The sequence below is a fragment of the Streptomyces sp. NPDC007901 genome, from assembly GCF_042959465.1.
Lineage (GTDB): Bacteria > Actinomycetota > Actinomycetes > Streptomycetales > Streptomycetaceae > Streptomyces.
Genome location: NZ_JBIBKW010000025.1, coordinates 112,791 through 128,791, shown reverse-complemented (window position 1 = coordinate 128,791; position 16,001 = coordinate 112,791). Strand labels below are relative to the sequence as shown.

13 protein-coding genes are annotated in these 16,001 nt (G+C 69.4%); 10 read left to right on the top strand and 3 right to left on the bottom strand.

Going from position 1 to position 16,001, the window contains the following annotated elements:
- Window positions 1-1,401 precede the first annotated feature (1,401 nt).
- Complete coding sequence (locus ACFZDK_RS47525; RefSeq protein ID WP_390983228.1) at window positions 1,402-1,809, top strand: hypothetical protein; 408 nt, start codon at window positions 1,402-1,404, stop codon at window positions 1,807-1,809.
- A 207-nt stretch (window positions 1,810-2,016) separates the two neighbouring features.
- Here ACFZDK_RS47525 and ACFZDK_RS47520 read toward each other — a convergent pair whose 3' ends face one another.
- Window positions 2,017-2,346 (bottom strand): hypothetical protein, encoded by a 330-nt coding sequence (locus ACFZDK_RS47520; RefSeq protein ID WP_390983225.1) that lies wholly within the window; start codon window positions 2,344-2,346, stop codon window positions 2,017-2,019.
- A 2,093-nt stretch (window positions 2,347-4,439) separates the two neighbouring features.
- On the opposite strand from ACFZDK_RS47520, the gene ACFZDK_RS47515 reads away from it, so the two are divergent.
- Together ACFZDK_RS47515 and ACFZDK_RS47510 are read left to right on the top strand one after the other, a co-directional pair.
- Complete coding sequence (locus ACFZDK_RS47515; protein WP_390983222.1) at window positions 4,440-4,760, top strand: GYD domain-containing protein; 321 nt, start codon at window positions 4,440-4,442, stop codon at window positions 4,758-4,760.
- Between the two features lie 220 nt (window positions 4,761-4,980).
- Window positions 4,981-5,469 carry a DUF6650 family protein gene (locus ACFZDK_RS47510; protein WP_390983220.1) on the top strand — a complete coding sequence of 163 codons (489 nt, stop codon included), beginning with the start codon at window positions 4,981-4,983 and terminating at the stop codon, window positions 5,467-5,469.
- A gap of 27 nt (window positions 5,470-5,496) precedes the next feature.
- On the opposite strand, the gene ACFZDK_RS47505 is transcribed toward ACFZDK_RS47510, so the two are convergent.
- Entirely contained in the window at window positions 5,497-6,432 is a 936-nt protein-coding gene (locus tag ACFZDK_RS47505) for a GNAT family N-acetyltransferase (RefSeq protein ID WP_390983217.1), read from the bottom strand.
- 195 nt (window positions 6,433-6,627) lie between these two features.
- On the opposite strand from ACFZDK_RS47505, the gene ACFZDK_RS47500 reads away from it, so the two are divergent.
- A complete protein-coding gene (locus ACFZDK_RS47500; RefSeq protein ID WP_390983215.1) occupies window positions 6,628-7,470 on the top strand; it encodes an AAC(3) family N-acetyltransferase in 843 nt (280 codons plus the stop codon).
- Window positions 7,471-7,508: 38 nt separating this feature from the next.
- On the opposite strand, the gene ACFZDK_RS47495 is transcribed toward ACFZDK_RS47500, so the two are convergent.
- Window positions 7,509-8,000, bottom strand: coding sequence for a MarR family transcriptional regulator (locus ACFZDK_RS47495; protein ID WP_390983212.1), 492 nt, complete (start codon window positions 7,998-8,000; stop codon window positions 7,509-7,511).
- A 143-nt stretch (window positions 8,001-8,143) separates the two neighbouring features.
- Here ACFZDK_RS47495 and ACFZDK_RS47490 point away from each other — a divergent pair, with 143 nt between their 5' ends.
- The 6 genes from ACFZDK_RS47490 (at window position 8,144) to ACFZDK_RS47465 (ending at window position 15,943) form a co-directional block, all read left to right on the top strand.
- Window positions 8,144-8,515: an HGxxPAAW family protein gene (locus ACFZDK_RS47490; protein WP_390983209.1), complete on the top strand. Its 372-nt coding sequence runs from the start codon at window positions 8,144-8,146 to the stop codon at window positions 8,513-8,515.
- A gap of 102 nt (window positions 8,516-8,617) precedes the next feature.
- The gene (locus ACFZDK_RS47485) at window positions 8,618-9,490 is read left to right on the top strand and encodes a DUF2797 domain-containing protein (protein WP_390983206.1); all 873 of its coding nucleotides are present in this window, start codon (window positions 8,618-8,620) and stop codon (window positions 9,488-9,490) included.
- Window positions 9,491-9,754: 264 nt separating this feature from the next.
- A complete protein-coding gene (locus ACFZDK_RS47480) occupies window positions 9,755-10,495 on the top strand; it encodes a response regulator transcription factor (protein WP_355713316.1) in 741 nt (246 codons plus the stop codon).
- Window positions 10,492-12,114: an ATP-binding protein gene (locus ACFZDK_RS47475; protein ID WP_390983203.1), complete on the top strand. Its 1,623-nt coding sequence runs from the start codon at window positions 10,492-10,494 to the stop codon at window positions 12,112-12,114. The genes ACFZDK_RS47480 and ACFZDK_RS47475 overlap by 4 nt, the downstream gene beginning before the upstream one ends.
- A gap of 14 nt (window positions 12,115-12,128) precedes the next feature.
- Window positions 12,129-13,643, top strand: coding sequence for a glycosyltransferase (locus ACFZDK_RS47470; protein WP_390983200.1), 1,515 nt, complete (start codon window positions 12,129-12,131; stop codon window positions 13,641-13,643).
- On the top strand, window positions 13,640-15,943 hold the full coding sequence (locus ACFZDK_RS47465) for a glycosyltransferase family 39 protein (protein ID WP_390983197.1): 2,304 nt from the start codon (window positions 13,640-13,642) through the stop codon (window positions 15,941-15,943). Before ACFZDK_RS47470 ends, ACFZDK_RS47465 begins: the two co-directional genes overlap by 4 nt.
- Window positions 15,944-16,001 lie beyond the last annotated feature (58 nt).

Below are 16,001 nucleotides of genomic sequence, written 5' to 3'. Positions count from 1 at the left end.
CAGAGGTCCTGGAGCGGGTCGTGGGTCACGACCGCTCATGATCGCGGAGGTGGTGACCCTCCGTTGCTCCGGCACCAAAAGTGATCCAGAACCACGATTCACGCGTCGCCGACAACCCTCACCACTGCATTGTTCATTGATCACTGGCGTGAGAGCCAGTTGAGCGAGGTCAACGAGTGCGCGCGGCGGATTCGAGAGGCTGGCAGCGCTGTTGCCTTGCTGGGTCCTGACCCTATGCTGCACGCTCAGTCGGTGATCACTGATCGCTGTCTTCGGCTGGAGGAGATTTTCCTCGAATCGTTCGCGGACCACTCGACTGATCGTGACGCAATCAGCGAGGCGACTGACGCCTTCGACCAGGCATCCGAGCACTTCGTAGCTGCAGCTAGAGAGGTCCTCAGTGGTCGGCCAGGATCTGCCATATTCGGCAGTGGATGAAGTCCGGCAGCTTGTCAAGGCCACCTCGGTGCCTGACATCAGCGGCGGACACCAACAGGCGCGAACAGCAGCAGTTGGCGCCGGATCTCAGCGGACGACCAGCCAAGGCACAGGACCAGTTGACCGACATCGCAGAGCCGCCATGATCGACCTGATAAGGATGAGGTCGCACCTCAAAGCCTGCCTCCACTCGCCGAAGACTCACGCGGCCGTGATCACTCGCCCCACGGCAGCTCCAGCCCAAAGTCTCGGAGCCAACCTTTCAGCGTCGTCGACTACAGCCCCGCAGGTGCCGGTGGTGAGCGGTCTCACCTGGGCGCATACGATCCCCGGCCATGAAGCAGGCGCTTCGCGCGTGAGGAGTGGCAGTGACCATTTTCGGGCTTTTCACCTGGGGTGTTTTTGTCTGGATGGCCTGTTCTGTATGGCGCATGCGTGCCCTGCCCCGATGGAGGAGGGGACTGCCCTTGGTGCTTCTGGCGGCCAGCGGGGCAAGTTGGGTCATGGCTGCATCACTCAGCTACATCGGTCCGGTCTATTGGCTTTCCGCATCCTTGTGCCCGGTCATGGCCCTTGCTTCATGGGGGCTGAGCTTGTACGAGCGCCGACGGGAAGGCAACGCAATCCGTAGTAGGCAGTGCCGCCCGCAGGTCGAATAGGGAGCCTGGTGACAGCCCGGGTGCAGCAACAAGAACGGCGCCCGGCGCTGCGGTACAGCAGGGAAGTACAGCAACCGGCACGACCGCAGCCGACCGTCACCGGCTCACGGTGACCGGCTGATCAGCCCAGCAGACCTCAGTGACCGTCGTGCCCGTAGTTCGCATCGAGAGGGTTCACGTCGGCCTTGGACCGTTGTCCTTCTCTCGTGTGACCTGCAATGATTCAGCCCGAATCATCATTACGAGAGAGTCCAGCATGCAACCTCCGAGACCAGGCTGTCCCAACACCGCGTCCCGCCGACGCATGAAGCGGCCGCGCATTTCGCTGCTGGTCGCGCTCGGCATCGTCGCCGTTTCCGTTACGGGGTGTGGCAGTTCCGATGACGAAGGGCTGCCGGTGCGCGTGGTCAACGAGTCGGCCTGGGATGCCCACGTGTTCGGTTGTCCAGGGTGCGGGAAGCTCGGCATTGCGATCGAAGGGGAACCTGACCGAAAGCCCGGCGAGAGCGGCGGTTCCTACATGGGGTGGACCGAGGCGCGCGCGTGGCCCACGACGTACAAGGTCGTCGTCCGCGGAGTGGAGTCGGTCTGCCCATTCATCGACCCCGAGCCCGGTAAGGCGGAGGGCGCAGTGGGGACCCGTGACGTCATCTACGTAGTGGACGAGAGCGGGAAATGCGTCGAAGGCCCGGGGAGCATGGACGAGATCTGACACCAGCGGCTGGCACCAAGCGCGAACAGCGGCGGTCAGCACCAGATCTCAGGCGAGGGGCTGTGCCACTCTCGTGCCAGAACACGCGGGGACTCACGGGCAACCGGGGTTCGCCAGGGCTGTGCCGACAGCCGACGCGCAAGGCAGAGAATCCCCAGGTCCCGCCCACGATTGCCCAACCTCGCTCCTAAAGCGGTGCTCTCCGCGTCAAAGCGAGGCTGTGAAGCCGGCGGACTGGTCGAGGTGGAACGCGGAGCCCGGAGCCGTCGGAGTCCAACCCTCACGCAGGGCAACCCACACAGCCGCGGCAACGCGTGACGGCAATACCGGCTCAGCCTCGCGACCGATCCAGTTGCTCGGATGCGGCTGATCGGTGGTGACCACGAGCGTCGCTCCACGGGTGTCCGCATGCTCGACCGCGAACGTGCACGGCGACCAGGCCAGCCCCTGGGAGTACGTCGGCCTGCCTCGCAGCCGCCAGCGGTAGGGCGTGCCGTCAACATCGATCCGTCGTGATCCCTTGCGGACCAGTGCCATGTCTCCCCCTTCAGCAGCAACGATGCTAACGAGCCCGGCCCCGCCCTCCGTCTCAGTTTCCGTCTCATTCAGCGCCGTTCACGGCCGTTCAGACGAGACCGTAGCCCGTAGCCGCTCCCGCAACCGACCGGCCATGAACGCAGGTGAACGGACCCGTACGCGGCCACGTGAGGCACCACCACAGTTGGAAAGCGTGCACCGCGGTAGACGTACAGCGCTGTTTGGTGCGCGGCCGGCGCTGACAGGTCTCACTCTTGGCCATCGACGAAGCCCGACCGTCGGTTAGGTCCCGGGTTGACCCCGGGCCGCCCCCAGACAGAGACGGGGATGCAGCTGCTCTACAGAGCTGGACACCTCGGAAGCCGACCGCGCGTCTGAGACCCTAGCCGGGGCCACAGACAATCGACCCTGCAACGTGGCACCCCTCGACCTTGTGCCGCTCACCCCGCACCACAAGCGCACCAGATCGGGCGGGGAACAGCGGGGAACCACGGTAAAAGCAGCCCAGCCCGACGGAGCCACGATCCGACCGTTCGGCCAGGCCAGTGCCCGGACCGCCCCCAAGTGCCCGCAGCTTCCCAAGCTGAGGTCCCGCAGCCGGGTGTAGCCCGGGTGGAACCGTGACTCCGCAGTTCGAGGCCGAGGTATGCCCGACGCTACGTCAGATCACGGCGCCGACTGGCCACATGCGCCGCGGACAGCGCACTGTGGACCGGCGGGCAGTCGCGTCAGGAAGCCGAGTGGTATCGCACGGTCCACGATAGGAGCGGGCACGAGTGGGCATCGTCATCCCATGTTGTATCAACTGCTCATAGTGGGCCTCGGCATAGCCGCCGTATGCCTCTCAGGGCTTGTCGTCGTGGCTCTGGCGCTTACTGTCAGAATCTGGAAGACCTGGTGGGCCAGATCAGCCCATGTCTTGGTCTTCCTAGCGGTAACGGCGGCTGTGGTGTTCGGGATTCGCTGGGTAGTCCATGCTGTGCCGTGGGATTCATGCCCGAACCACCGTGCCGACCGTCCGTGCGTCACCGCGCCCGGCGACTAGGGCAGCGTGAGATGGAGAACTGACCTTTCGGGCAACGTGATCGGAGCACAACACACCATCATCGGAGTCCCGGTGTCGATCCGTGCCGCCATCCCAGCATCCTTGATCCGCTATGCACCGCTGCCCGGCAGGCCAGCAGGCGTCTCTTTCCGTCTCATTCACCCAGGTTCACGGGCATTCAGATGAGTCCAACGCTCCGCGCTCACTCAACGGGCAACCACCCTTGAAAGCAGGTGAACGCCCCTGCACGCACCCCACCGCCCCACCAACACAGTTGGAAAGTGTGTTGACGATATGGGTCAGCAAGTGTCTGGTCGTGCCGTGCCCGGTTGGGTTTGCCGGACGCCCGTACACGCCACCAGAGTGCTGCCGTCCTCGTCGAGAAACAGCATGAAGACCCACGATCCGTCGACAGTCCTGATCTGGCCCAGGCGAAGTCGGCTGGCCGTATAGGCCTAGGCGTTGCAGGGCACGCGCCAAGCCCAAGGTCTCGATGCCTCTCCGAAGGTGTGAAGGAGTCGGCGCCTGTGGACCGTCGTGAGCGACTCGGCCGACGTCGTTCCGTCCCAGACAACGTGAGAGGCACCGGCACGGAGAGCAGGCAGGGCAGCCGACGATGTCTCGTCACCATCGCTCAGTAGCCGTTGGAGCTGTTCTCGTTCCATGACCCCGCCCCCGGCCAGGATCCTGCGGTACAGCAGCGAAGTACAGCAACCCCAGCAACCGGCAGTGCCCGACACCAGCCCTCGCGGCCCCTCCGGCAGTCTGTATGACCTTCATTGACCGATCTCTACAGAGCTACGGATCAGAAGGTTGCAGGTTCGGATCCTGCCGGGTGCACGTAGCCGAGAGGCCTCGGAGAGATTCGGGGCCTCTTGCGTTGGGATCCAACAGGGGCCAGGGTCTCCCGCCCCCCTCCCCCCCCGCGTCCGCCGGGCGAGTGAATCCACCCGTTCGTCGACGGGCGGTCGGCGTGACAGCGGGAAGGTCATCCTGCACGTCAGACAGGTAAGACGGGTCGGACACGTCACGGGCAGGGAGTGCTGTTATGCCGAAGTTCCTCATCCAGGCCGCCTACACGTCCGAGGGGACGAAGGGCTTGCTCAAGGAAGGGGCGAGTGGTCGCCGGGCCGCTGTCGATCAGGTGGTCGCTGGGCTCGGGGGGACGGTCGAGGCCATGTACTTCTCCTTCGGGGAGGACGACTTCGTGTGCATTCTCGACTTCCCCGACCCGGTCTCCATGGCTGCTGTCAGTCTCAGCGTCAAGGCCAGCGGCGCGATCCGGACCCGGGCCACTCCTCTCCTCACCCCGGAGGAGATCGACGAGGCCGCGCGTCGGCAGGTCGACTTCCGTCCTCCCGGCGCGTAGGCGAGTAGGCGAAGACGGCATTCGACCCGCCGGCCGTCCATGTAGCGAGCCCTGGATGATCCCCGGCCTTCCAGGCTCATGGCCGCTGACTGTCGGTAGTCCGGCGCCGGTGGCGAACACCCCAGTCGCTCCGGCCGCGCACCCCAACACACCAGCGCTGCACCACGGTTGGGCGACCAGTTGGCGGCCGTCCCTCTCCGGTCTTCCTACGATGCCGAGTGTGAAGGTTCTGGAGATCATGCGGCGGATCAAGGGCTTCAGTACGCCGCTCGGTGGCGTCGACTGGGACCTGCCGGTTCCGCAGCGGACGGTTGCCAGGAAGGTCGTCGTCTACCTGGAGGACCGCAGGGTTCTCACGATGCCTCGTGTGGGCATGATCGCGACCGAGGCCCGAGGGCGCTGTGTCGTGTCCGTGCAGGAGATCAGGGAGACGCTGACCCAGATCCTGATGGAGCCGGAGACCGGGGACGAACTCGCCGGGAGTCCGAGGGCGATGCGGGCTGCGTGCCGGCGGTTCCTCGACCTCGTGAACCCCGACGATGCCGGATGGGCCCGGGATCACATCGACGACGCTACCTTCGGTGCCGCGCTCGGCGGACTGCGAGCGGTCTTCGGGATCCAGGTCGGCATCGTTGCCGCGCGCTACAGGATCGACCTGCCCGAGGAACTGGCGGCCCTCCTTCCCGCCTCTGACGTCGATGACGAATAGGCCGAGCTTGTAGAGGTTGTCGTCGGCTCACTGCGACGGGGATTCCAGGACGAGGCGGATCTCCGTCACCTCATAGCCCGCACGGTCGAAGGCGGCGGCCATCGGAACGTTGACGGTGTCGGTCGTGGCGGTGATGCGGTCGGCGCCCTCGCTCGCGTGGAACCTGGTGATTTCGGCGAGGATCTCGTCGATCAGGCCCTGTCCGCGCTGTTCCGGGACGACTCCCAGGTAGCCGACGTTCCGGTGGTAGGGGGTCGCGGAGGGGACGGCCAGGCCCGCCAGAGTGCCTTCGGGGAGTTCGGCGAGGCGCCACCAGGAGCGCTCGCCGGGACAGTCGAGGTAGAACTCGATGTCCTCGCGGGCCAGTTGCTCGGGATCCATCGAGCGGAGCTCGTTCTGGGTGTGCAGGTCCAGGCTCCCGGCCGACAGCCGGACGAACGCGTCGAGGAACTCCTCGTCCGTGCCCTCCCGGAAGATCAGCTTTCCCGTGGGTGCGGGGACCTCGGCGGCCGGTGTCCACTCGTACCGCAGACGCTCGATCTCGCTGCTCAGCCCGGACCTGGACGCCGCCTCCCGGCGCCAGGCCACCGCGTCGACCAGTGCCGGGCTGGTCCGCCAGTCCCGGGGCAACGAGATGTTGTAGGAGGGGAGAGTCCCGAAGGAGGCATGGGCGGTGGCGAGCAGTCCGGAGGCGACGGCGGCCGGGTCGACGACGTCGGGCCGTACCTGGAGGCAGTCGAGCGCGATCGGCCGCACGCTGTCGGCACGGCCCCACCACAGGGCGCGGGCCAGGATCTCCCCGTCCTCGTCCTCGGCGAACCAGATCCACTCGGGGCGGAACTGGTTGCTCGCGAGCTCCTCTCGGATCCTTTCCGCGGTCAGGGCGGGGACGGGACCGTCGGCCGGGTAGGCGGCGGCGCGGTCGAGGTCCGTGGGGTCTGCGGTGGCAGCGCGAAAGAGCATCCGATCATGATCGGGGCGGGGGGCGGGCGGGGCCACGGCTTTTTTCGAGCGGAGCCAGAGCTTTCGAGCGGTGAAAGGGTGTCGTTCCTGGGAAGGAATGAGGCGATCGCGTTCACTGCCACGTCGCAGGGGGCCTGTTCTGCTCAGCCATGTGTGGGTGCACCACCGTGCCACCGTCCTACCGGAAGCCACGCGATGACCGCCGGCGTCGCCTCTCCCGGCGCCTCGCCCGCTCCGCTCGGCCCCGACGAACTCGTGGCGCAGCTGCGCGCGTTGGGGATCGGGTCGGGGGACACCGTGCTGGTGCACGCGTCGCTGGGCGCCGTCGGTCCGGTGCGCGGGCGGGCGCGGGCCGTCGCCGACTCCCTGCTGGAGGTGCTCGGCCCGGACGGCACCCTCGTCGTCTACACCCAGACGCCCGACAACTCCGACCCCTCCCGCTGGCCCGTCACCCGCGGGTACGCCGTGCCGGCCAGGCAGTGGCCCCGGCTGCGCGCGACCCTGCCCGCCTACGACCCCGAGCGGACCCCGAGTTTCCGGGTCGGCGTCCTGCCCGAGGAGGTCCGCACCCGCCCGGGGGCGCTGCGCAGCGGTCACCCGCAGAGTTCGTTCGCCGCCCTGGGGCCGGCCGCCGAGCGGATCATCGCCGGGCACGCCCTGGACTGTCACCTGGGCGAGGAGTCGCCTCTCGCCCGCCTGGAGGAACTGGACGCCCGTGTCCTGCTGCTGGGCGTGGGCTACTCCGTCTGCACCGCCTTCCACCTGGCCGAGTACCGGGTGCCGGGGCAGGGCACCCGGCGCTACGGCTGTGCGGTCGCCGACGGCTCGGGAAGGCGGCGCTGGCACCGCTACCGCGATGTGGACTTCGACGCATCGGACTTCGCGGCGCTGGGTGAGTCCTACGCGTCGCTGCCGGAGCGTCCGGTGATCCGGGGGCGGGTGGGGGCCGCCGACTGCCTGTTGTTCGGCCTCGCGCCCGCGGTGGCGTACGCGGCGCAGTGGCTGCGCGAACACCGGTCGGGCGGCGGGCCCCGATGAGCCGGTGCCCGGCGCGCCCTGTGTGTCCGGCGGCAGCCTCAGCAGGGCTCCGCTGTGTCGTTCCTGTTGAGCTTCTCCAGGTAGTCGTGCGCCAGGGCGGTGGCCCGGGTGAACCAGTCCGTGAGGATGGCGAGTTCGTCGGGGGTGTAGTCGGCGAACAGTTCGGTGAGGCGTGCGTAGTGGCCGGCGTAGACCGCCTCGACCCGGGTGACGGCTTCCGGCACCGCGGCGACGCGGACCCGGCGGCGGTCGGCGGGGTCGGGGCGGCGGGTGACGTAGTCCGCGCGTTCCAGGCGGTTGAGGATGCCCGTCATCGCGCCCGTCGTCACATGGGCGCGGGCGGCGAGGTCGCCGGCGGTGAGCAGGTTATCGCCCGCTTCCAGGACGAAGGCGAAGCAGGTGAGGTCCGTGACGTTCAGTCCGAGCCGCCGGGCCAGTTCCTGCTGGCCGATGACATGGGCCGCGATGAGGTGGTCCATCGCGGACAGGGCCCTGGCCGGGTCCGCGGCCGGTCGCGGCTTGCCGTGCATGGTCGTTCCCGATTCCTCGGAGATCCGCAGATTCCCTTAGCGTGTGAGAGATCTACGCGGTAAATTTCTTACCCCGTGAGGGATTCTAGTCGCCCTCGCGTCGGCCTGTGTGTTTCCGCTGCCTAGGAGAGGGAGGCGGGTACGTGAGTCAGCACGACGAAGGCCACACGGTGGCGGGGTGGACCGGCACCGCGATCGCGACCGTCGGAAGCGGTCTGCTGGGACTGGCCGTGTGTACGGTCTCGGTCCCCGCCCTGGTCGCAGGGCTCGCGGTGTGCGCCGTGAGCGTCCTGGTCACCTGGTACCTGCATCTGGCGGGGCGGGGCAAGCCGCCGGGCCCGCGCCCCCGGAGCCAGTGGCCCCTGGGCGTCCGCGACACCGCCGCCCGCGACGGCCACCCCGGCTGCGTCTCCTGCCGCCTCGCCGGACGGGGCCGCCACCCCTCCTCCGCCCTCCAACCGGCACCCGCCACGGGAGACGCGGAGCAACCAGCCACAGCAGAGGCCGGCAGCTGATCCGAAGCCGCGCGGGATCCCGCCGCCCCTGCCACGCAAGTCCGCCCCCCTCACCCGAGTCCCCCCACCCGTTGTCAGTCCCCGCCCCTACCCTCGCCAGTGATGGCACACGTGTGGAAATGCTCGGGGCTGCGGTGGTCGGACGACGGGCCGGTGCTGGTGTGGAGTGGTGGGCGGCGGAGTGCGCTCGGGTGGGGGAAGCGGGTGGGCTTCGTGGTCGTGGAGGGGGGTGTGCGGGAGTGTGTGGGGGCGCGGGGGCATGCGTGCCCGGCGCGGGCGCCCGTGTCCGGCAGGAGTACCGGAGCCCGGTGCGAGGAGTGTGCCCGGCTGGACCGGGCGCACTCCGTGGCCGCCGACACGATGGCCGACGACCCCCGGCCGTACCACGTGTACCTGGCGTGGTTCGGTCCCGGCATGGTCAAGGTGGGGATCACCGCCGTCGAGCGGGGACCGGCGCGGCTGCGGGAGCAGGGCGCCGTCTGCTTCAGCTGGCTGGGCGCCGGGCCGCTGATGGCCGCGCGGCGGGCCGAGGAGCTGCTGCGGGCCGCGCTCGGGGTGCCGGACCGGATTCCGTACGGCCAAAAGCGCCTCGTACGGTCCGCGCTGCCGGCCACCCCGGCCGAGCGGGCGGCTGAGGTCCGCGAACTGCAGGCGCTTGCTGTCACCCTCGGTGGCTGGCCCGAGTCGCTCGTCCCGGAGCCGTGCCAACCCGTCGACCATGTGGGGCTGTTCGGGCTGGACGGGACCCCCGCCGCCGTCGGCGAGGTGGCCGGGCTGGTCCCGGGCGGTGTGGTGAGCGGTGAGCTGGTCGCGGCGGCCGGGCCGGATCTGCATCTCGCCACCCGGCGCGGGGTCGTGGTCCTCGACACGCGTCTGCTGCCAGGGTGGGAACTGGTTGCCGCGGGGAGTGGCGAGGAGGGGCAACTGAATGTGCCTGTAAGGGAGTTCGAGACTCCGCAGGACGGGCTCTTCTGAGCCCCGGCCAGGGTCCGCGCTCTCGCCGCGCGGGACCCGCTCCGGGTCGCTACGCTCTCATCAGTGGTTCATCGGCGTTTCATGGACGGCGCGGCGCGCGTTGCGGACGTACAAGATCTACACAGCCCGGCGCGAGCGGAGCCACGAGTTCATGCGCACGTGATGGGATTCCCAGGCGTTCCCTGAGAGGCGCCTGTGTGTTTCTTAGGGAAATCACAGATTAGTGAAAGCGTGTTCTCAGAGGACCCCGACAAGGTGTCCACCATGACCACGACCTCGCCCCAGGGGCGCACCGAACTGCTGAGGCCGGACGGGAGCCCCGTCCGAGTGCTTGTGGTGGACGACGAGCTGTCGATCACCGAACTCCTGTCCATGGCCCTCCGCTACGAGGGCTGGCAGATCAGGAGTGCGGGCGACGGCCAGGGCGCCATCCAGACCGCCCGGGAGTTCCGGCCCGACGCCGTCGTCCTCGACATGATGCTGCCCGACATGGACGGCCTCACCGTGCTGGGGCGTCTGCGGCGCGAACTGCCCGAGGTGCCCGTCCTGTTCCTCACCGCGAAGGACGCGGTCGAGGACCGGATCGCCGGTCTCACCGCCGGCGGCGACGACTACGTCACCAAGCCCTTCAGCCTCGAAGAGGTCGTGGCGCGGCTGCGCGGGCTGATCCGGCGCTCCGGTGCCGCCGACCGCCGCTCCGACTCCGTCCTCGTCGTAGGTGACCTCACCCTGGACGAGGACAGCCACGAGGTCTCCCGGGCCGGCGAGTCCATCCACCTCACCGCCACCGAGTTCGAGCTGCTGCGGTTCCTGATGCGCAACCCGCGGCGCGTGCTCAGCAAGGCCCAGATACTGGACCGGGTGTGGTCGTACGACTTCGGCGGCCAGGCCAACGTGGTCGAGCTCTACATCTCGTACCTGCGCCGGAAGATCGACGCCGGGCGCGAGCCGATGATCCACACCCGGCGTGGTGCCGGTTACCTGATCAAGCCCGCCGCGTCATGAGCGGGCGACGACGGCCGCGTGCGCAGAAACGACTAGCGGGGAAACCGCGCAGCCTGCGGACCCGGCTCGTCGTCGTGTCCGTGACCCTGATCGCCGTCGTCTGCACGGTGATCGGGACGGTCACCACCCTGGTGCTGCGGGACCACCTGTACGGGCAGCTGAACAGCAACCTGCGGGAGGTCGCCGCGCGCGTCGCCGGCGGACCCGCCGGCGGACCCGACGGCAGGGGCAGCCTGCCCTCCAACAAGGTGCCCGGCCTGGACCAGTCGACCCAGCTCGGGGACTTCGTCAAGCAGGGACCCAACCCGCAGCGGACCCTCGCGGCCCAGGTCGAGAACGGGTCGATCACCAACGCCAAGGTCGGTAACAAGGACAACTCCGCCGGCTACACGCAGATGAAGCCCGGCAACCTCAGCGAGGCCCAGATCAAGGTGCTCGGCTCCGTCGCCCAGGACCAGAAGCCGCACACCGTCACCATCCCCGGTCTCGGCAGCTACCAGGTGCAGTACATCCACGGCAACAAGGGCGACTACTACGTAGGCATCCCCACCTCCGACGTGGACGGCACCATCGGCACCCTGGTCCTCGTCGAGATCAGCCTCACCGTCTCCGGCCTGATCGCCGCGACCCTCGCCGGCACCGTCATCGTCGGCGTCGCCACCCGCCCGCTGCGCCGGGTCGCCAACACCGCCACCCGCGTCTCCGAACTCCCCCTGCACACCGGCGAGGTGAACCTCAGCGAGCGGGTCCCGGAGTCGGAGTGCGACCCGCACACCGAGGTCGGCCAGGTCGGCTCCGCGCTCAACCGCATGCTCAACCACGTGCACGGCGCCCTGCACGCCCGCCAGCAGAGCGAGATGCGGGTACGGCAGTTCGTCGCCGACGCCAGTCACGAGCTGCGCACCCCGCTCGCCTCCATTCGCGGATACGCCGAGCTCACCCGGCGCGGACGGGAGCAGGTCGGGCCCGACACCCGGCACGCGCTGGGCCGGATCGAGTCCGAGGCCGGGCGGATGACCCTCCTCGTGGAGGACCTGCTGCTGCTGGCCCGGCTGGACGCCGGCCGGCCGCTCCAGTTCGAGCACACCGACCTCATCCCGCTCGTCGTCGACACGATCAGCGACACCCGCGCGGCCGGCATGGACCACAACTGGCGGCTCGACCTGCCCGACGAACCGGCGCTGGTCGCCGCCGACGCGGCCCGTATCCAGCAGGTGCTGATCAACCTGCTCGGCAACGCGCGCAAGCACACCCCGCCCGGCACCACCGTCACCGCCCGTATCCAGCGGCGCGGGCCGTGGATGTGCGTGGACGTCGAGGACAACGGACAGGGCATCCCGCAGGACCTGCTGCCGCACGTCTTCGAGCGGTTCGCCCGGGGCGACTCCGCGCGGTCGCGGTCCACCGGGTCCACCGGTCTGGGGCTCGCCATCGTGCAGGCGGTCGCGTCCGCGCACGGCGGAGCGGTCACCGTGGACAGTGTTCCGGGCCGTACCGTGTTCACCCTCTATCTGCCCGCGCTTGCCCCGGCGACTCCCCAGCCGGACCCCGAAACCAACTGGCAATCGCACTCACAGGCGCACCACAGTGCCACCACATGGGTGCAACAGGGCGCTTGACGAGAGTCGGTGCCATGCGAACCGACTCTTCTCCCGGCACCCTGCCGGCGCGGGAGCACCTCCCGGCCGGAAACGCCGGTACGCCTGTCCTGGACGTAGTGATCCCCGTCTACAACGAGGAGAAGGACCTCGGCCCATGCGTCGTCAGACTGCATGACCACCTCAAGCGCACCTTCCCGTACGCCTTCCGCATCACCATCGCGGACAACGCGTCCACGGACACCACCCCCCAGGTGGCGCGGCAGCTTGAGACGGATCTGGCCGAGGTCACGTCGTTCCGGCTGGAGCAGAAGGGCCGCGGCCGGGCGCTGCGGACCGTCTGGTCCGCCTCGGACGCGCCGATCCTCGCCTACATGGACGTGGACCTGTCGACCGACCTGAACGCGCTGCTGCCGCTGGTGGCGCCGCTCATCTCCGGCCACTCCGACCTGGCGATCGGTTCCCGGCTGGCCCGCTCCTCGCGCGTGGTGCGCGGGGCCAAGCGGGAGTTCATCAGCCGCTCGTACAACCTGATCCTGCGCGGTTCGCTGCAGGCCCGCTTCTCGGACGCGCAGTGCGGCTTCAAGGCGATCCGGCGCGATGTCGCGCAGGTGCTGCTGCCGATGGTCGAGGACACCGGCTGGTTCTTCGACACCGAGATGCTGGTGATCGCCGAGCGTGCGGGGCTGCGCATCCACGAGGTGCCCGTCGACTGGGTCGACGACCCGAACTCGACCGTGCACATCGTGAAGACGGCCACCGAGGACCTCAAGGGCGTGTGGCGGGTCGGCAAGGCGCTGGCCACCGGTTCGCTGCCGCTGGACCGGATCGCCCGCCCGTTCGGTGACGACCCCCGCGACCGCGACATCCAGGACGTGCCGAAGGGCCTGGCCCAGCAGCTCGTCGGGTTCTGCGTGGTCGGCGGCCTGTCGACCCTCTTCTACCTGGTCCTCTACAGCGCCTTCCGGTCCTTCTCCGGCTCGCAGATCGCCAACGCGCTCGCGCTGCTGGTGTCGGCGGTGGCGAACACCGCGGCCAACCGGCGCCTGACCTTCGGGGTGCGCGGCCGGGGCGGGGCGGTCCGGCACCAGGCGCAGGGACTGGTCGTCTTCGGTATCGGCCTCGCGCTGACCAGTGGCTCCCTCGCCGCCCTGAACGCGGCGAGCAGTGACCCCTCGCACTCCACCGAGCTGGCGGTGCTGATCGCCGCCAACCTCGCGGCGACCGTGCTGCGCTTCCTGCTCTTCCGCGCCTGGGTCTTCCCGGACCGCGACGGCGCCGGCCGGCCGGAGTCGACGGTGGTGGCCACGCACAGCCCGTCGTCGCCGACCTACACGACCGGCGGATACCAGCAGCAGTACCAGCAGCAGCCGTACCAGCCGCAGGGCCCGCTCCCGCAGCGCCCGGCGCGCCCGCCGTACGCCCAGAGCGGCTCCACCACCACGACTCAGTTCCGCGCCGGCGAAGCCGCGGACGGCACCTGGAGGGACAGCACCATGCAGTTGCAGCCGGTGCGCCCCCACGACACCGACCCGGGGGACCCCCGATGAGCACCGACACCGACCACACGGCCCAGTGGGGCCCGCCCCCCACGGCTCCCCCGCCGCCGCACCACGCGCCGGACGTCCCCGACGTCCCGTCCGTGTCCGTGCCGATGCCGGCGCCGGACTCGGGTGAACCCAAGCAGCCCTTCGTACGGAGACTGTGGCGCGGCCGCCCCGAGGACCCCCGCTGGGCCCGCCCGGCCTTCCTCGGCCTGCTGCTCGCCACCGCACTGCTCTACTTCTACAACCTGAGCGTCAACGGCTACTCCAACTCCTTCTACTCGGCCGCCGTCCAGGCCGGCACCAAGAGCTGGAAGGCGATGTTCTTCGGCTCGCTGGACGCGGGCAACGCGATCACCGTCGACAAGCCCTCGGCGTTCCTGTGGCCGATGGAGATCGCGGCCCGGATCTTCGGCCTGAACTCCTGGACGATCCTCGGCCCCGAGGTCCTGATGGGCGTCGCCTCGGTCGCGGTCGTCTACGCCTCCGTGCGCCGCCGGTTCAGTCCCGCGGCCGGCCTGATCGCGGGCGCCGTGCTCGCGCTCACCCCCGTCGCGGCGCTGATGTTCCGGTTCAACAACCCGGACGCGATGCTGGCCCTGCTGATGTCGCTGGCCTGCTACTTCGTGGTCCGGGCCGTCGAGGACGGCCGTACGAAGTGGCTGGTGTGGGCGGGCGCGGCGGTCGGTTTCGCCTTCCTCGCCAAGACCCTGCAGGCCTTCCTGATCCTGCCGCCGCTGGCCATCGTGTACGCGGTGGTCGCACCGGTGAGCGTGAGGAAGCGCTTCGCCCAGCTCGCCCTGTCCACGGTCGCGCTGGTCGTCTCCGCCGGCTGGTGGGTCGCGATCGTCGAACTGTGGCCGGCCTCCTCCCGCCCCTACATCGGCGGTTCGCAGAACAACAGCTTCCTTGAGCTGACCTTCGGCTACAACGGCCTCGGCCGCCTCAGCGGCGACGAGACCGGCAGCGTCGGCGGCGGTGGCGGCGGCACCGGAACCGGCCAGTGGGGCGAGACCGGCTGGGACCGGATGTTCAACTCCGAGATCGGCAGCCAGATCTCCTGGCTGATCCCGGCCGCGCTGATCCTGCTGGTCGCGGGCCTGGTGGCGACCCTCCCCCACTCTCGGCTTCGCTCGAGCGGGGGGACCCCCATGCTGAAGCGGACCTCGGTGACCCGGGCCTCGTTCCTGGTCTGGGGCGGCTCGCTGCTGACGACCATGGTGGTCTTCAGCTACATGGCGGGCATCTTCCACCAGTACTACACGGTCGCCCTCGCCCCCTACATCGCCGCCGTGGTCGGCATGGGCGCGGGGATCCTGTGGGAGAAGCGCGCCGAGCTGTGGGCGTCGATCACCCTCGCCGCCGCCGTGGTCTCGGCCGCGGTCTGGGGCTACGTCCTCCTCAACCGCACCTCCACCTACCTGCCCTGGCTGAAGTACCTGGTCCTGATCGGCGGTCTGGCCGCCGCGCTCGGCCTGGTCTTCGCGGGCCGGATCAGCCGCCGGCTCGCCCTGGGCGCGGCGGCGGTGGGCCTGGTGGCCGCGCTGGCGGGCCCGACGGCCTACACCTTCAGCACGATCGGCTCCGCGCACACCGGCTCCATTCCGACGGCCGGTCCGGCGGGCGCGAGCATGATGGGCTTCGGCGGCGGCCGGGGCGGCGGCGGTGGCGGTATGCCCGGTGGCATGGGCGGCGGCACCGGCGGCGGCTTCGGCCAGAACCAGCAGGGCCAGAACGGCACCGGCGGCACCCAGAACCAGCAGAACGGCAACGGCTTCCCCGGCGGTGGCACGGGCGGCGGCTTCGGCCAGAACCAGCAGGGTCAGAACGGCCAGGGCCAGAACGGCAACGGCAGCACGCAGAACGGGAACGGCTTCCCGGGCGGCGGGCAGCTGGGCGACGGCGGCGGCATGGGCGGCGGTGGCGTCGGCGGCCTGCTGAACGGCGCGACCGTCTCCTCCGAGGCCAAGAAGCTGCTGCAGACGGACGCGTCCAAGTACACCTGGGTCGCCGCGGCCATCGGCGCCCAGAACGCGGCGAGCTACCAGCTCGCCACCGACGACGCGGTCATGGCGATCGGCGGCTTCAACGGCACCGACCCGTCCCCGACGCTTGCCCAGTTCAAGGAGTACGTGGCGGACGGCAAGATCCACTACTTCATCTCCTCGGGCACCGGCGGCGGCATGGGCGGCAGCAGCAGCGGCACGTCCTCGCAGATCAGCTCCTGGGTCGAGAAGAACTTCAAGAAGGTGACGGTGGGTTCGTCCACCTTCTACGACCTCACCCAGAAGGCGAGCAGCAGCTGACGCTCGGCTGACACACACAAGGGCGGTGGCTTCGGCCACCGCCCTTCGTCGTGGGCCC